Origin of the sequence: Subtercola boreus (assembly GCF_003399625.1) — a bacterium.
Taxonomy (GTDB): Bacteria; Actinomycetota; Actinomycetes; order Actinomycetales; family Microbacteriaceae; genus Subtercola; species Subtercola boreus_C.
Genome location: NZ_NBXA01000021.1, coordinates 223981 through 239826, shown reverse-complemented (window position 1 = coordinate 239826; position 15846 = coordinate 223981). Strand labels below are relative to the sequence as shown.

General features: G+C 67.6%; 12 protein-coding genes. 7 read left to right on the top strand and 5 right to left on the bottom strand.

Annotated elements, in window-relative coordinates; genetic code table 11:
* Window positions 1–72 precede the first annotated feature (72 nt).
* A complete protein-coding gene (locus tag B7R21_RS10665; protein WP_116283238.1) occupies window positions 73–498 on the top strand; it encodes an RDD family protein in 426 nt (141 codons plus the stop codon).
* Window positions 499–532: 34 nt separating this feature from the next.
* On the opposite strand, the gene B7R21_RS10660 is transcribed toward B7R21_RS10665, so the two are convergent.
* Window positions 533–2707, bottom strand: a complete 2175-nt coding sequence (locus B7R21_RS10660; protein ID WP_116283237.1) for a glutamine synthetase III family protein — start codon at window positions 2705–2707, stop codon at window positions 533–535.
* A gap of 121 nt (window positions 2708–2828) precedes the next feature.
* Window positions 2829–3551, bottom strand: a complete 723-nt coding sequence (locus B7R21_RS10655) for a DUF4191 domain-containing protein (protein ID WP_116283236.1) — start codon at window positions 3549–3551, stop codon at window positions 2829–2831.
* A 143-nt stretch (window positions 3552–3694) separates the two neighbouring features.
* Here B7R21_RS10655 and B7R21_RS10650 point away from each other — a divergent pair, with 143 nt between their 5' ends.
* Window positions 3695–5143, top strand: coding sequence for a hypothetical protein (locus B7R21_RS10650; protein WP_116283235.1), 1449 nt, complete (start codon window positions 3695–3697; stop codon window positions 5141–5143).
* 19 nt (window positions 5144–5162) lie between these two features.
* Here the strand turns inward: B7R21_RS10650 and sucB are convergent, their stop codons facing one another.
* From sucB to B7R21_RS10635, 3 genes are all read right to left on the bottom strand, one after another.
* The gene (gene sucB, locus B7R21_RS10645; protein WP_116283234.1) at window positions 5163–6656 is read right to left on the bottom strand and encodes a 2-oxoglutarate dehydrogenase, E2 component, dihydrolipoamide succinyltransferase; all 1494 of its coding nucleotides are present in this window, start codon (window positions 6654–6656) and stop codon (window positions 5163–5165) included.
* Window positions 6657–6831: 175 nt separating this feature from the next.
* Complete coding sequence (gene lpdA, locus B7R21_RS10640; RefSeq protein WP_172592128.1) at window positions 6832–8226, bottom strand: dihydrolipoyl dehydrogenase; 1395 nt, start codon at window positions 8224–8226, stop codon at window positions 6832–6834.
* A gap of 73 nt (window positions 8227–8299) precedes the next feature.
* On the bottom strand, window positions 8300–9811 hold the full coding sequence (locus B7R21_RS10635) for a leucyl aminopeptidase (protein WP_116283232.1): 1512 nt from the start codon (window positions 9809–9811) through the stop codon (window positions 8300–8302).
* Window positions 9812–9915: 104 nt separating this feature from the next.
* Here B7R21_RS10635 and B7R21_RS10630 point away from each other — a divergent pair, with 104 nt between their 5' ends.
* The 5 genes from B7R21_RS10630 (at window position 9916) to B7R21_RS10610 (ending at window position 15827) form a co-directional block, all read left to right on the top strand.
* Window positions 9916–10851 (top strand): proteasome assembly chaperone family protein, encoded by a 936-nt coding sequence (locus B7R21_RS10630; protein WP_116283231.1) that lies wholly within the window; start codon window positions 9916–9918, stop codon window positions 10849–10851.
* Between the two features lie 30 nt (window positions 10852–10881).
* Window positions 10882–12195 (top strand): MFS transporter, encoded by a 1314-nt coding sequence (locus B7R21_RS10625; protein WP_116283230.1) that lies wholly within the window; start codon window positions 10882–10884, stop codon window positions 12193–12195.
* A gap of 218 nt (window positions 12196–12413) precedes the next feature.
* The gene (locus B7R21_RS10620) at window positions 12414–13727 is read left to right on the top strand and encodes an RNA polymerase sigma factor (RefSeq protein ID WP_116283229.1); all 1314 of its coding nucleotides are present in this window, start codon (window positions 12414–12416) and stop codon (window positions 13725–13727) included.
* Between the two features lie 4 nt (window positions 13728–13731).
* A complete protein-coding gene (locus B7R21_RS10615) occupies window positions 13732–15015 on the top strand; it encodes a MurT ligase domain-containing protein (protein WP_116283228.1) in 1284 nt (427 codons plus the stop codon).
* The gene (locus B7R21_RS10610; RefSeq protein ID WP_116283227.1) at window positions 15012–15827 is read left to right on the top strand and encodes a type 1 glutamine amidotransferase; all 816 of its coding nucleotides are present in this window, start codon (window positions 15012–15014) and stop codon (window positions 15825–15827) included. Before B7R21_RS10615 ends, B7R21_RS10610 begins: the two co-directional genes overlap by 4 nt.
* The last annotated feature ends 19 nt before the right edge of the window (window positions 15828–15846 follow it).

Sequence of the window (15846 nt, the reverse complement as noted above, 5' to 3'; positions counted from 1 at the left end):
CCGCCGTGTCACGATTGTTTCGGGCATGTTACGTGCAGGCTCGTCAAAGAGAGGTGTCCTAGACTCGCACGCGTGTCGAACGTAAAGCCCCCGTCCCGCTGGTCTGGCGCTGCACCGAGCAAGTGGCCCGGTGAGCGACTGGGTTTCCCTGATGAGGGTCGTGGCTCTGTCGGCCGACCGGGGCGGCGCATCTTCGCGCTCCTGATCGACTGGGCAGCCTGTTTCGTGGTGTACGCCGCTTTCTTCTTCCAGAATCCCTGGGCTTCGACCATCATCTTCATGATCGAGCAGATCGTGCTGATCGTGTTCACGGGCGGCGGATTCGGCCACCTCATCCTCGGCCTCCGCGTGGTGAAGGTCGACGGCACCTACGCGGGATGGTGGCGCCCGATCATCCGCACCGCCCTGCTCGTGCTCACGATTCCCGCGCTGATCTGGGATTCAGACCAGCGCGGGCTCCATGATGTGTTCGCGGGAACGGTGTTGGTGCGCCGGTAGCGGCGCCGGGCATCCGGATGCCCGCTCCGACGGTCTACAGGATGAAGAGCATCTCCTGGTAGGTCGGCAGGGCCCAGAGGTCGTCGGCGACGATCTCCTCGAGCGTGTCCGCCGCGGCGCGCACCGCCGACATGGCGGGCAGCAGGGCGTTCCGGGCGTGCTCGGCCTCGGCCAGCGCTTCGTGGTGACCGTCGTCGTCGAGCGCGTCCTTCAACACGACGAGTGCTGCCCGGAGCTCTGCGAGAGGCGCTGAGACCACATCCAGCGTCGAGGTGTCGGTCTCGACCCCTGCGGCTTTGAGGGCGCCGATGTTCAGGGCGAGTTCGGTCTGGTGGCGAACGGCCGCCGGCAGCACGACAGTGGTCCCGAGCTCCAGCGTCAGGCGCGCCTCGACACCGATTGTGAGCGTGTACTGCTCGAGTCCGATCTCGTACCGGCTGTGCATCTCGCGGTGGTTGAAGACCTTGTACTTCTCGAAGAGTTCCATCGCCGGCTCGGTGATCAGCTCGGGCAGGGCATCCAGCGTCGTCTTCAGGTTCGCGAGCCCGCGCTTCTCTGCTTCGATCGGCCACGCATCGGCGTACCCGTCACCGTTGAAGACCACAGAGCCGTGTTCGTTGATGATCTCGGTGAGGAGGGTCTGAACGGCCTGGTCGAAGTCGGTGCCCTCGGCCACGGCAGCCTCGAGGTACGTCGCCATGTAGTCGAGCGAGTCGGCCATGATCGTGTTGATGGTCGTCATGGGCCCCGCGACCGACTGCATCGAACCGGGAGCACGGAACTCGAACCGGTTGCCGGTGAAGGCGAACGGGCTGGTGCGGTTGCGGTCCCCGGGATCGGTCGGCAGCACCGGCAGCGTGTCGACACCGATCACCATCTTCCCCTTGCCCTTCGAGCTCGTGGCCGGGCCCTTCGCGATCTGCTCGAACACGTCGGCCAGCTGGTCGCCGAGGAAGATCGAGATGATCGCCGGGGGAGCCTCGTTCGCGCCGAGACGGTGGTCGTTGGTCGCGCTGGCGACGGATGCCCGGAGGAGCCCCGCATACGTGTGCACGGCACGGATGACGCCCGCACAGAAGACCAGGAACTGCGCATTCTCGTGCGGGGTGTCGCCGGGCACGAACACGCTGCCGACCTGGGAGTTGCCGAGGCTGAAGTTCACGTGCTTACCCGATCCGTTGACGCCCTGGAAAGGCTTCTCGTGGAACAGGCACTCCATGCCGTGCTTCTTGGCGATCGTCTTGAACGTCGTCATCAGCAGCTGCTGGTGGTCGGCCGCGAGGTTGGCCTTCTCGAACATCGGGGCGATCTCGAACTGGCCGGGGGCGACCTCGTTGTGGCGGGTCTTCGCGGGGATACCGAGCTTGAAGAGTTCGCGCTCGGTGTCCATCATGAAACCAAGCACGCGCTCCGGGATCGCGCCGAAGTAGTGGTCGTCGAATTCCTGGCCCTTGGGCGGCTTCGCACCGAACAGCGTGCGGCCGGCGTTCAGCAGGTCGGGGCGGGCGAGGAAGAAGTGCCGGTCGACGAGGAAGTACTCCTGCTCGGGGCCGCAGTACGACACCACGTGTTCGGGATCCGTGTGTCCGAAGAGGGTCAGGATGCGCTCGGCGTGGGTTCCCATCGCCTGCTGCGAGCGGAGCAGCGGCGTCTTGTGGTCGAGGGCCTCGCCGGTCATCGACACGAAGACGGTCGGGATGCACAGGGTGTTGCCGTTCGGGTTCTCGAGCACGTAGGCGGGGCTCGTGACATCCCAGCCGGTGTAGCCGCGGGCCTCGAATGTGTTGCGGAGTCCGCCGTTCGGGAAGCTGGACGCGTCGGGCTCACCCTGGGTGAGTGTCTTGCCCGCGAACTCGGCGAGGGCCGTGCCATCGCCGATCGGTTCGAAGAAGCTGTCGTGCTTCTCGGCGGTGAGACCGGTCAGAGGGTAGAAGACGTGCGCATAGTGGGTGGCACCCTTCTCGAGCGCCCAGTCCTTCATCGCACTGGCCACGGCGTCGGCGACAGCCGGATCGAGCATTGCTCCGTGCTCGATCGTCGCGGTGACCGACTTGTAGACCGACTTCGGCAGGCGCTTCTGCATGACGACCTGGTTGAAGACGTTCTCGCCGAAGACCTCGCCGGGAGCCTCCGAGTCGATGAAACTGACCGCGGGAGGCACGTAGGCCTCGACGTCGCGAATGGCCTGCTGCCTGGCCTTGTTGCTCATGATTGCCCCTTGCGTGCGCGGACACGATCCGCACGTCGGCGGTATCCGGTGGGGTAAATCTAGAGAGCTGTTGAGTCCGGGTTGTTTCGGATGCGTGACGGTCTGTAACGGATCGCTACGGTCAGCGGCCGCGCTGCGGGCGGGCCTTCATCGGGTCGACACCCTTCGGGATCGGCAGGTTGCCCGAGCCGAGGGAGGTGAGCCTGTTGCTGACGGCGAGCACCTCGGGCTTGGTGAGGTTCGGCTTGATGCGGTTCAGCTTTGCGGGCACCTTGTGCAGGGGGATCGCGTCGTCGTCGGGCCCGACGTAGAGGAAGGTGACCGGAACGTTCGGCAGAACGCGCAGCACCTTGCGGCGCTCCTCCTCGAGCATGCGGGTGGTGCGGGACTTCGGTCCCTCGCTGATGAGCACGACACCGCCCCGGCCGACCGCACGGTAGACCGCGTCCTGCGTCTTGCCGTTGACGGCCACGGGCATCTCGCTGCCCCGCCAGCTGCGCTTCAGCGAGCTGCGGAGCACGGCGCCGACAGCGCCCGGCTGGCCGGCGATCTGGCCATAGGCGGCCGCTTCGGCCCGTCGACCGAGCACGATGAGCGCGATCAGCACGCCGGCGAGAACCCCGGCGACGATCCACATGGCGATCACGAAGCCGTTGCCGTCGCTGAGCAACAGGGCGAGAACGAGGCCGACGACCACCGGCACGAGGATGCTCAGCGCCAGCAGCAGGACGATGTTCTTGTCGTACCGGCGGGTCATCTGGAAGACCTGCCACATCTGCTTGAGGCGGCCGTCCTCCTTCGGCTTCTTGGGAGCCTTCGGGGCTTTGTCTTTGCTTCGTGCCATACCCCCATGGTACCGAGTCGGAACGTCGACGGATGCTCGGAAGGCCGCATCCGCTCGTCCACTTGTGGCGCTGTGGGCGAACTGTCCACAGATGCGGGTTCTGGATGCCCGGGTGCCGCTGTCTGGCGGCAGGCTCGTGTTCCATGCACCGAACACTCTCCGCGTCCCGCACACCCTCCGCGTCCCGCACCCCCTCCACGTCACGGATGACGCTCGCCACCCTGTTGGCCGAGCGCCCGCTTGCCGCGGGGGAGGCCGTCACCGTGCTCGTGCCTCTGCTGCACACCCTTGACGACCTGCACTCACTCGACTGCACTCACGGTCGGGTCTCGATCGAGACGGTGCTGTTCGACGACACGGGACGAGCAACCTTCGATGGCTGGGACGACTGCGTTGAGCACAGGCGAGGTGATGTTCTGGCACCGTCCTTCCGGGCGGCCATGGTCGATGACTGCCGGCGGTTCGTCGAGCTCGTGCGTCAGGTGGTGCCCGTCGGTTCGTCGGGTGCTGGCGGCGCGTTAGGTGCCGGCGGTGCGGGTGGTGGAGGCGGTGCGGGTGGTGGCGGCGGTGCGGGCGCGCTCCCGTTCCTCGTCGAGGCGTTGTCCAGGCTGGAGCACGGGCGACGGGAACCGTTCGTGCGGGAGTGCGAGGAGTGGTTGTTCGCGCTGGGCGTGCCGTTGCCGGTGCCAGTACCGGGGGAGGGCAGGGGTCTCGCCGAAGAGGAGTACGACTGGGGTTCGGAGAGTGCCGGCGCGCTTGCCAGCGTGCAGGCTGAGGTCGATGCGGTGGCCCGCGACGACGCGGAGGCGGATCGTCTTCGGGCGCGCATGAGGTCCGGGCTGACGGGGGCGATCACCTGGCTGCGCCAGCGAGGCGGCTCCGCGGGGGCGTGGGTGGGCGCGCGGGAGAGGGGCCGGCGGGTCCGGCTGCGTACTGTGGCAGTGGCCATCACGGTCTGCGCACTGGCCGTCGTCGGTGCGCTGGTCACCCTGCCGGTCGGCGGTGCTGGAGGCCGCGGAGCGGAATCGCCCGCGGCACCCACCTCCGCAGCACCCGGATCTGCTGCACCCACCTCCGCGACACCCGGATCTGCTGCACCCACCTCCGCGACACCCGGATCTGCTGCACCCACCTCCGCGACACCCGGATCTGCTGCACCCGCAACCGCTGCACCCGCAACCGCTTCACCCTCGGTGGCGGCCACGATCTCTGCGGCGGAATCGGCGGCCGTGGTGGCCGCGGACCCCGTCGCGGCGGCAAGCGCCCTTCTCGATCTCCGGGCCCGCTGCCTGGCGGCGAGATCAGAGACCTGTCTCCGTGGCGCCGAACAGGCAGCTTCGGCTGTACTGCAGGCGGACGCGGCGTCGGTCGCCGACGCGTTGTCCGCGGTCCCGCCGGGTGTCGGCGGAACTCTGGCGCCCGGCGTCGGCAGGACTGTGGCGCCTGGCATGCTCCGGCTGGTGCAGACCGCGGGGGCCTCGGCGCTCGTGGAGGTGGTGGAGGCTGATCCACAACGAGAACCGGCCTCGCTCCTTCTGGTGAAGGGCGAGGCCGGTTGGCGTCTTCGGGAGTTGTTCGGTGACTGGGCGTAGGCCCGGTTCCGGATTCCTCCTAGATTCCGAGCACAGCTTCGAAGTTGCCGTCTTCGAGGCGGTTCTTGACCGCGACGAGGAACCGGGCGGCGTCTGCGCCATCGACGATGCGGTGGTCGTAGCTGAGCGCGAGGTAGACCGTCGAACGGATCGCGATCGCGTCGCTTCCGTCGACCGTGACGACGACGGGCTTCTTCGCGACGATGCCGGTGCCGAGGATGGCCACCTGGGGGAGGAAGACGATCGGGGTGTCGAAGAGCGCGCCACGCGAACCGGTGTTCGTGAGCGTGAACGTGCCGCCACCGAGCTCGTCGGGCTTCAGTTTGTTGTCGCGCGTGCGGGCAGCGAGGTCGGCGATCTCCTTGGCGAGCCCGGAAAGATCGAGCTCGCCGGCGTTCCGCACCACGGGGGTGAGCAGACCGCGCTCGGTGTCGACTGCGATGCTGATGTTCTCGTGGTCGGGGTACACGATCGAGTCGCCGTCGATCGTGGCGTTGATGATCGGGTACGCCTTCAGCGCCTCAGCGGCGGCGAGGGCGAAGAACGGCAGGAACGAGAGCTTCGTACCGGTCTTCTCGGCGAACTGGCCCTTGACGCGGTCGCGGAAGGCCGCGACCTTCGTCACGTCGACCTCGACCACCGAAGTGAGCTGGGCGCTGGTCTGCATCGAGATGACGGCGCGCTCGGCGACCACCTTGCGGAGACGAGACATCTTGACGGTCGATCCGCGGAGCGGAGACGTCTCGAGTGCTACCGGTGCCTGCGCGGCGGCGGGCGCCGAGGCCGGAGTTGCCGATGCCTTCGCGTCGACAGCAGCCAGCACGTCCTCCTTGCGGATACGTCCGCCGACACCGGAGCCGGTGACCGTCGAGAGGTCGATGCTGTTGTCGTTGGCGAGCTTCCGGACGAGCGGGGTCACGTAACCGGCGTTGCTGCCGGTGGAGTCGGCGGCCGGGGTGGCTGCCGGTGCCGGAGCGGCTGCCGGAGCAGGTGTCGCGGCGGCGGCGGGCGCGGCCGCGACGGGTGCAGGCGGGGCCGCGACGGCGGGTGCGGGCGGGGCTGCCGGTGCGGGGGCTGCGGCGGCGGGAGCTGGTTCGGGAGCGGGGGCAGGAGCTGGTGCCTGGGCCTCGGTCGGAGCGTCCACGGACGGAACCTCGGCTGCGGGAGCTTCCGCTGCGGGAGCTTCCGCTGCGGGAGCCTCTGCGGCCGGTGCCGGTGCGGCCTCTGGAGCAGGTTCAGCGGCGGGGGCCTCAGGCTCGGCGGCAGCCGAGCCCGATCCGTCGCCGATCGTGACCAGCGGGGTGCCGACCTCGACGGTCTCGTCCTCCTGCACCAGGATCTGCTCGATGACACCTGAGATGGGAGAGGGGATCTCCGTGTCGACCTTGTCGGTGGACACCTCGAGTAGGGGCTCGTCGACTTCGACGTGGTCGCCCACGTTCTTGAGCCAGCGGGTGACCGTTCCCTCGGTCACACTCTCGCCGAGTGCCGGAAGGTTGACGGATTCGCTCATCGGTAGGTCTCCTCTTCGCAGAAGGTTTCAGTTCTGCGTGTTCAGTGTGTCAGTTCGTACAGTCACTCGGTACGAGTTTAGGCGGGCGGCCCTCTCGCGGGGTGCTGCTGCACGGCCCGGTTGCGCTGGGCGCGTGCAATGCCCGCCGCCGCAGGAGCGACGGCGGGCAGGGGTGCTACATCGCGTGAAGCGGTTTGCCGGCGAGCGCGAGGTGCGCTTCACCGAGTGCTTCGTTCTGCGTGGGGTGCGCGTGCACGAGCGACGCGACGTCTTCGGGGTAGGCCTCCCAGTTGACGATGAGCTGGCCCTCGCCGATGAGCTCGCCGACGCGGGCGCCGATCATGTGGATGCCGACGACCGGGCCGTCGTTCACCCGCACGACCTTCACCGAACCGGCGGTGCCGATGATGTGGCTCTTGCCGTTGCCGGCGAGGTTGTAGTCGTACGACGAGACCTTGTCGGCACCGAACTTCTCGGCGGCCTTCGCCTCGGTGTAGCCCACGGAGGCGACCTCGGGGTCGGAGTAGGTGACCTTCGGGATGTTCACGTCGTCGACGACCTGCGGCTTGAGGCCCGCGATCTCCTCGGCGACGAAGATGCCCTGCTGGAATCCGCGGTGCGCGAGCTGGAGACCGGGAACGATGTCGCCGACAGCGTAGACGCCCTCGAGGTTCGTCTGCAGCCGCTCGTTCGTGATGACGAACCCGCGGTCGATGGTGACGCCCGCCTCTTCGAAGCCGAGCCCCGCCGTCGACGGACCACGGCCGACGGCCACCAGCAAGAGGTCGGCCTCGACGGTGGTGCCGTTCTCGAGGGTCACGACCACGCCCTGGTCGTTCTGCGTGACGCTCTGGAAACGGATGCCCAGGGAGAACTCGATGCCGCGCTTGCGGTAGGCCCGCTCGAACTGCTTGGAGACCGACTCCTCTTCGTTGGGAACGAGGTGCGGGAGAGCTTCGATGATCGACACCTCGGCACCGAACGACTTCCACACGCTGGCGAACTCGACCCCGATGACACCGCCACCCAGGATCGCGACCTTCTTGGGGATGTAGTCGAGCGCGAGTGCGGTCTCGCTCGTGATGACGCGGCCACCGATCTCGAGGCCCGGGAGCGTGCGTGAGTACGACCCCGTGGCGAGGATCATGTTCTTGCCGGTGTAGAGGTCGTCTCCGACCTGCACCGTCTTGGGGGCGACGAGCTTGCCCTCACCGCGGACGACAGTGATCTTCCGCGCCTTGATGAGGCCCTCGAGCCCCTTGAACTTGCTGGTGACGATGCCCTCGCGGTATGCGGTGACCGCAGCGATGTCGACACCGTTGAACGTCGTGTTCACGCCGTACTTGGCGGATTCACGCGAGACATCCGCGACCTCGGCAGAGTGCAGCAGCGCTTTGGTGGGGATGCACCCGCGGTGAAGGCACGTGCCGCCGAGTTTGTCCTTCTCGACCAGCGCGACGGTGAAGCCGAGCTGCACGGCGCGGAGGGCGGCAGCGTAGCCACCACTCCCGCCGCCGAGGACGACGATGTCAAAATTGGTTTCCGACACTTGAGAGACTCCCTTATGCATCGAGCTTGGTGACTGCACCCGCGCCTCGGCAGGTGTCTTGACGGCGAGTTGTTTTTTCGCCCAACTGAGCCTACTACGCTCCCTCGGTGCTCATCCTTTCGGCCAGGTCGATCAGCGTGCGGACGGTCACGCCGGTCGGCCCCTTGCCGGTGAAACCGTAACCCTCGCCGCCGTTCAGCGCGGGGCCCGCGATGTCGAGGTGCGTCCACGGGATCGGACCGCTGCCATCGGCCTTCTGCCCGACGAACTCCCGCAGGAAGATCGCCGCGATGAGCATCCCACCCGCCGTGTTGCCCGGCTTGATGTTCTGCAGGTCGGCGATGTCCGAGTTCAGCAGCGGCCGGAGCTCCGCGGGCATCGGCATGTGCCAGAGCGTCTCTGCGGTGGATGTCGCCGACGCGAGTACTGACGCGACGAGATCGTTCTCGCCCATGACTCCGACATACCGGTTGCCGAGCGCCGTGACCTGCGCGCCGGTCAGTGTCGCCACATCGATGATCGCGTCAGGGTGCTCCTCGCTCGCCGCGACCAGGCCGTCGGCCAGCACGAGGCGCCCCTCCGCGTCGGTGTTCAGCACCTCGACGGTCTTGCCGCCGTGGATCTTCAGCACGTCACCGGGGCGGATCGCCGAACCCGAGGGCATGTTCTCGGCAAGACACAGCCACGCCGTGATGCGGACGGGCAGGTCGAGAGCGGCGGCGGCGAGAGCCACAGCGAGAACGGTCGCGGCTCCCGTCATGTCGTCCTTCATGCCGATCATCGAGGCCGGGGGCTTCAGCGAGAGTCCGCCGGAGTCGAACGTGATGCCCTTGCCGACGAGCGCGAGGTGCCGGGATGCACCGCTCGGCTGGTACGAGACCCTGACGAGTCGCGGGCCGCGCGTGGAGCCCTGCCCCACACCGACGATCCCGCCGAAGCCCTCGGCTTCGAGCGCAGGCACGTCCCACACCTTCAGGTCGACCGGAAGTTCACCCGCAGCCCGCCGGGCCTCCTCGACGAAGGACTCGGGATAGAGGTCGAGCGGGGGAGCGTTCACGAGGTCCCGCACCAGGGCGACGGCGCGGGCCGTCTCACGGGCCGGAACCACGGCCGACTCGGCGCCCTCGAACGCGGTCGCGAGCACCAGGCTGCTGGCCGCCCGGGAGCGGCCCTCCATCGTCGAGAACCGGTACTCGGTGTAGTCGTAGGCGCCCATGGCCGCGCCTTCGAGGATCGCCCGGGCATCCGCCACCGAGGTGACGGGAAGGCCGAGCGCGACGGTGTCGAAGCCCCGCACGCGACGGGTGGCGGCCCCGGCGGCGTACCGCAGGGCATCCGGCGTTGCATCGGACGCGCCGAGCCCCACCAGGATCACGACAGGGGACTGGATGCCCGCGATGGGCCCGACCCGCTGCACCTCATCCTTCTTGCCGCCGAACCCGAGGCCCTCGAACATGCCCTCGAGGGCGGATCGCGCCTCGCCCGGCAGGCCCTCACCGCCCAGGATGACCACGCGGTCATCCACCTTCGAGACAGCGAGGACGAGGGCATCCGCAGCGAACTCTGCGGCGGACTGTGACGTGACGGAAATATCGTAGAGGCTCATGCGCTTAACCCTATCTACGCCGATGTGTCACCACGGCGCCTGCGTTCGCCACGGGCGGACCGTTCCCAGCGGGTGCCGGGCGGTGACCGGATTAGAGTGGGTACATGAAGGATCCGACTGAGTTGTTCGAGCTGGCAGACGAGGTCGACCTGATTCCAGAGGGGTTGCCACTCGTGGCCGCGCTGACCGGTTTCACCGACGCGGGGGCCGCGGTGAGCCAGTTCGGCGACTACGTGCTCGACACCCTGAACAACCGCGTGGTCGCCGAGTTCGACCCCGACATCCTGCTGGACTACCGTGCCCGCCGGCCCATCGTGGACTTCGACCAGGACCACCTGAGCGACTACCAGCCGCAGACCCTCCGGCTCTATCTCGTCAGCGACGAGCTGGGCCAGCAGTTCCTCTTCCTGAACGGATTCGAGCCCGACTTCCGCTGGGAGCAGTTCACCGCGGCGATCGTGCACCTGGTCGACCGGTTCCAGGCGAAGACCACGACCTGGGTGCACGCGATCCCGATGCCCGTGCCGCACACCCGAGCCATCGGAGTGACGGTGAGCGGCAACCGGGTCGAACTGACCGATGCCCTGTCGGTGTGGCGGCCGCACACCCAGGTTCCGGCGAACGTGCTGCACCTGGCCGAGTACCGGCTGCAGCAGCTGGGACACCCGGTGGCAGGATTCGTGCTGCTCATCCCGCACTACCTCGCCGACACCGAGTACCCCCTCGCTGCGGTCTCGTCTCTCGAGAGCATCAGCGCGGCGACCGGGCTCATCTTCCCGACCGACAGGCTGCGGGAAGAGGGGCGTGAGTTCCTCACGAAGATCGACCAGCAGGTGAAGGCGAACGCCGAACTCGAGAAGCTGGTCGGCACGCTCGAGGAACGACACGACAGCTACATGCAGAATGCCGGCGTGCGTTCGCCGCTGACCGACGAAGACGGCGAGCTTCCCTCCGCCGACGAGATCGCAGCGGAACTCGAGAACTTCCTGGCGATCAAACGCCGCGGTGACGACTCGGGACCCGGTTTCGGCGGACTGTAGGGCACCTCTCACCATCGGTAAACTTGACCGGTGAACTCAAAACGGTCGTGGTTCGTCTTCGGGATCGCCGCCCTGGCCTACGTGTCGGCGGTGCTCCAGCGGACCACGCTCGGGGTGGCGGGCGTCTCCGCCGCTGAACGCTTCGATACGTCGGCCGCGATCCTGTCGAGCCTGGCCGTCGTGCAGCTGATCGTCTACGCGGCGCTCCAGATCCCGAACGGCATCCTGATCGACCGGGTCGGACCGAAAGCACTGATCGTGGTGGGAACCGCCGTGATGGTTGTCGGCCAGCTGACCCTCGCCTTCTCGACAGACGTCGGCACGGCGATCCTCGGCCGGATCCTCGTCGGTGCAGGAGACTCGGCTGTCTTCATCTCGGTCATCAGGCTGGTGAACTCGTGGTTCTCGGGTCGGATCGTGCCGCAGCTGTCCCAGTGGATGGGTAACCTCGGAGCGATCGGCCAGATCCTCTCGGCCGTGCCGTTCGCCATCGTGCTGCACGCCGCCGGCTGGACGACCGCCTTTGCTTCCGCGGCGGCCGTCGGTGTGCTGGCGTTCATCCTCGGTGTCATCGTGCTCGCCGACCGTCCGGCCGATGCCGTGGTCGGCACCCAGCCGACCCTTCGCGACGTGCTGTCCCGGCTCGGCCCGACTCTCCGCCGGCCCGGAACGCAGCTCGGGTTCTGGTCGCACTTCGTCACGCAGTCCTCGGGCACGGTGTTCACGATCTTCTGGGGCTTCCCCTTCATGGTGTCGGCCCTCGGCTACAGCCCCGGGCTGGCGTCGGGCCTCCTCGTCGTGATCGTGCTGGTGGGTCTGGTGTCGGGCCCGATCCTGGGTGTGCTGACGGCAAGGTTCCCGATGCGGCGCTCGAACCTGGTGATCGGGATCGTGGTGATGCTGGCTGTCGTCTGGACGGCCGTGCTCCTCTGGCCCGTCGCCCCGCCGCTCTGGCTGATGGTGGTGCTCGTCGTGTCGATGGGGGCCGGTGGGCCCGGATCCCTCATCGGGTTCGACTTCGCCCGCACCTTCAACCCGCCGCACACGCTCGGGTCGGCGAACGGCGTGGTGAACGTCGGCGGGTTCACGGCGAGCTTCGTGATGCTCTTTCTCATCGGAGTCATCCTGGATGCCCTGCACACCGCGGGATTCAGTGCGGATCTCTACGACGTGAACGCCTTCCGGATCGCGTTCGCGGTGCAGTACGTCATCATCGGGATCGGAGTGCTGTTCCTCCTCAACGCCCGTCGGCGGGCCCGCCTGCAGCTGGAGGAAGACGAGGGAATATCGGTGGGGCCGCTCTGGGTTGCACTCTCTGCGGCCTGGGCCCGAAAGCGGACTTGACAAAAGCGCCACCTGTCAGCCAAGGTTCGCAATCCGTGCAATAATTGTAGACAGAGACCCGTTCTTGTGTTGGGGTGGTCCGCATGTCGGCCACACAGAGTCCCAGCACTTGACATGGGTCTTAGTAATGTCAAAAAACAACTCTGGGTGACAGTGGCGCGGGGGCGCAGATCTCTTACGTCCCATCGCAACCTCTTCCCGTGTGAAAGGTGATCCATATGGCCACCACGAAGGCTCCTGCGGCAAAAGCCGCCGCCACGAAGACCTCCACTGCCGCGAAGGCGGCAGTCAAGACCCCCGCCAAGACGGCGGCTCCGAAAGCCACGAAGACAGCTGCCAAGGGCAGGGCGACGGCCAGCAAGGCGAAGTCCGATCCCGACTCCGAAGAAGAGGATGCGGTCGACGCCGGCGAGCTCGAGACTGACGCCACTGACGACGCCGTTGTGGTCGTAGCCGAGGGCGAGGCTGCCGTCGACGGTGATGCCGCTGCAACGGGCGACGACGACTCCGACGACGACAGCCCCAAGAGCGCGGCGACCGAGGCCCTGCCGACCGGTGCGCTCGTACTGTCGCTCGTCGACGACGACGACGACGTGCCCGTGTACTCGAGCGCCATCACAGGCGCGACGGCCGACCCCGTCAAGGACTACCTGAAGCAGATCGGTAAGGTCGCCCTGCTGAACGCGGCCGAAGAGGTCGAGCTCGCGATGCGCATCGAGGCGGGCCTGTTCGCCGAAGACAAGCTGGCGAACTCCGAGGGTCTCAGCCCGTCCGCCAAGCGCGAGCTGCAGTGGGTCGCGAAAGACGGACAGCGAGCGAAGAGCCACCTGCTCGGCGCCAACCTCCGTCTCGTGGTCTCGCTCGCCAAGCGCTACACCGGCCGCGGAATGCAGTTCCTCGACCTCATCCAGGAGGGAAACCTGGGCCTCATCCGTGCCGTCGAGAAGTTCGACTACACCAAGGGCTTCAAGTTCTCGACGTATGCGACCTGGTGGATCCGCCAGGCCATCACCCGCGCCATGGCCGACCAGGCCCGCACCATCCGTATTCCGGTGCACATGGTCGAGGTCATCAACAAGCTCGCCCGCGTGCAGCGCCAGATGCTCCAGGACCTGGGCCGCGAGCCCACGCCCGAGGAGCTCAGCCGCGAGCTCGACATGACGCCCGAGAAGGTCGTCGAGGTTCAGAAGTACGGCCGCGAGCCGATCTCGCTGCACACGCCTCTGGGTGAAGACGGCGACAGCGAGTTCGGTGACCTCATCGAGGACACCGAAGCGGTCGTCCCCGCCGACGCCGTGGGCTTCACGATGCTGCAGAAGCAGCTCGAGTCGCTGCTCGACTCCCTGTCCGAGCGTGAAGCGGGCGTCATCCGCATGCGCTTCGGCCTGGGGGACGGCATGCCGAAGACTCTCGACCAGATCGGCGACACGTTCGGTGTGACGCGTGAGCGCATCCGCCAGATCGAGTCGAAGACCATGGCCAAGCTCCGTCACCCGTCGCGGTCGCAGTCCCTGCGCGACTACCTCGAGTAGACCGGTGGGAGTTCGCACCAGCGCGGCCGTCGCAGTCGGCCGCGCTGTACGGGTTGCCGCACGGCTGCGCGGCGGCGGATCTGCTATCCCCGGTACAGTCGCGCTCCGCATCGCGCCGCGCTTCCTCGAAGACACCATCGCTGCTATCCCGCGCGGAGTCGTCGCGGTGTCGGGCTCGAACGGCAAGTCGACCACCACGAACATGCTGGCGGCGATCCTCCGGGAGCACGGCCTGACGGTGTTCACGAACCCGTCCGGCGGAAACCTGCCGCAGGGCATCGCCTCGTCTGTACTCTCGCAGGTGGCTCTGAACGGGCGCCTCGACGCCGACATCGCGATCCTCGAAGTCGACGAGGGGTATGGGCCAAAACTTGCGAAGCTGCTGAAGCCGCGCACTGTGCTGCTGCTGAACATCCAGATCGACCAGTTGAACCGCTACCACGAGCCCGACCGGGTCGTGCGGATGCTCGAACAGGTCGCCATGACGGCCACCACCTCGCTCATCCTGAACCGTGACGACAACCATCTCGTCGACATGGACAAGCGCATTCCGGGCAGCAGGGACGTCGCCTTCTTCGGTGCCTCTGCCGAGCTCATCTCCGGAGCGGTCCATGGCGTGGCCTCCGCCGATCGTTTCGGCGACGCCCACGCGGCCGCCGGTACGCGCGAAGCCGCCGTGACCGTCACCGCGCTCGGCGACTCGAGTGCGACCCTCAGCATCGACGGTCAGCAGATCGACGTGCGGCTCCCCGCGCGTGGCCTGCACTACGCTCTGGATGCCGCGGGCGCAGCCGCCACGGCCCGCTCCGTGCTCGGTGCCGACTTCCGTGCCGAGAAGGTCACCTCGGCCCTCGGCGGGCTCACGACGGTCTACGGTCGCGGCGAGCTCCTGGAGGTCGACGGCGAGAGCATCGAGATCATCATGATGAAGAACCCCGCCAGCCTCCAGCTGAACCTCGACTCGCTCGAGACCCAGCCTGAGCAGGTCTTCATGGCGATCGACGAGGGCACCCCCGATCCGTCGTGGATCTACGACATCGACCTGTCGAGCCTGTCGCATGTCGACGTGATCACGGGGTCGAAGGCCTGGCAGTTCGCGGTGCGCCTCGGGTATGCCGGCATCCCGGTCGGAACGGTCGATCTCGATGTGCGCGCGGCCGTGAAGCAGTTCCTCGCGTTGCCGCGCCCCGCGAGCGGCCGGAAGACGATGATCCTGAACTACGAACAGATGATGGGGATCCGCAAGATCCTCGGCTTCAAGGAGCTGGAAGGCGGTGGGCAGGCATGACGGATCTGAATATCCTGCATCTGTTCCCGCGCACCCTCGGGATGAACGGGGAGAACGGCAACGTCGACATCCTCGTCCACCGTGCCGAGGCCCGCGGTCTCAGCGTGAACGTGAAGCGCTACGAAGACGGCGATTCTCTGCCCGCTGCGGTGGACCTGGTGTTCATCGGAAGCGGCCCCGTCTCGGCACAACTCCAGACGCACCCGTACCTGAGCGTGGTCGCGCCTCCGCTTCGCGCGCTGGCCGCCCACGATGTGCCCTTCCTCGCGGTCGGCGCCGGCTTCCAGCTGCTCGGTGAGACGGTGACGCTCGCCGACGGTACGGTGCTCGCCGGTGCCGGGGTCTACCCGGTCACGACCACGGTCGCGGGAGAGCGCGTGGTGGGCGACTTCGTCGTCTCGTCGCCTGTGCTCGGCACGCTCGTCGGGTTCGAGAACCGTGGATCGTACGTCGACATCCGGGACGCGGCGCCGATCGGCCACGTCGTCTACGGCCGGGGCAACGTCGCGGCGACAGGGCCGGGAGCCTCTGCGGGTGCCGCAGCCGTCGCGGCCTCGGGTGCGACGGCCGAGGGCACCGTGCGGGTGGCACCAGATGATCGGGTCGAGGGGTACTGGGTCGGCAACCTGGTGGGAACCCACCTGCACGGCCCGGTTCTTGCGAACAACCCCGCCCTCGCGGACTGGCTGCTCACGGCGGCGCTGGCGCGTCGCGGCGAGACCCTGCCCGCCGCGCCGCCCTCGCTCGCCGAGATCGACCGCCGCGCATCCAAGGCGCGCGACACCATCGCCGCGGCCCCCCTCAGCGAATAGGTGAGCGCGGCGGGCGGCC

Coding starts and splice junctions, on each gene's coding strand:
- B7R21_RS10660 (WP_116283237.1), bottom strand. CDS start 2,707: ATGAGCAACAAGGCCAGGCAGCAGGCCATTCGCGACGTCGAGGCCTAC.
- B7R21_RS10655 (WP_116283236.1), bottom strand. CDS start 3,551: ATGGCACGAAGCAAAGACAAAGCCCCGAAGGCTCCCAAGAAGCCGAAG.
- B7R21_RS10650 (WP_116283235.1), top strand. CDS start 3,695: ATGCACCGAACACTCTCCGCGTCCCGCACACCCTCCGCGTCCCGCACC.
- sucB (WP_116283234.1), bottom strand. CDS start 6,656: ATGAGCGAATCCGTCAACCTTCCGGCACTCGGCGAGAGTGTGACCGAG.
- lpdA (WP_172592128.1), bottom strand. CDS start 8,226: ATGCATAAGGGAGTCTCTCAAGTGTCGGAAACCAATTTTGACATCGTC.
- B7R21_RS10635 (WP_116283232.1), bottom strand. CDS start 9,811: ATGAGCCTCTACGATATTTCCGTCACGTCACAGTCCGCCGCAGAGTTC.
- B7R21_RS10630 (WP_116283231.1), top strand. CDS start 9,916: ATGAAGGATCCGACTGAGTTGTTCGAGCTGGCAGACGAGGTCGACCTG.
- B7R21_RS10620 (WP_116283229.1), top strand. CDS start 12,414: ATGGCCACCACGAAGGCTCCTGCGGCAAAAGCCGCCGCCACGAAGACC.
- B7R21_RS10610 (WP_116283227.1), top strand. CDS start 15,012: ATGACGGATCTGAATATCCTGCATCTGTTCCCGCGCACCCTCGGGATG.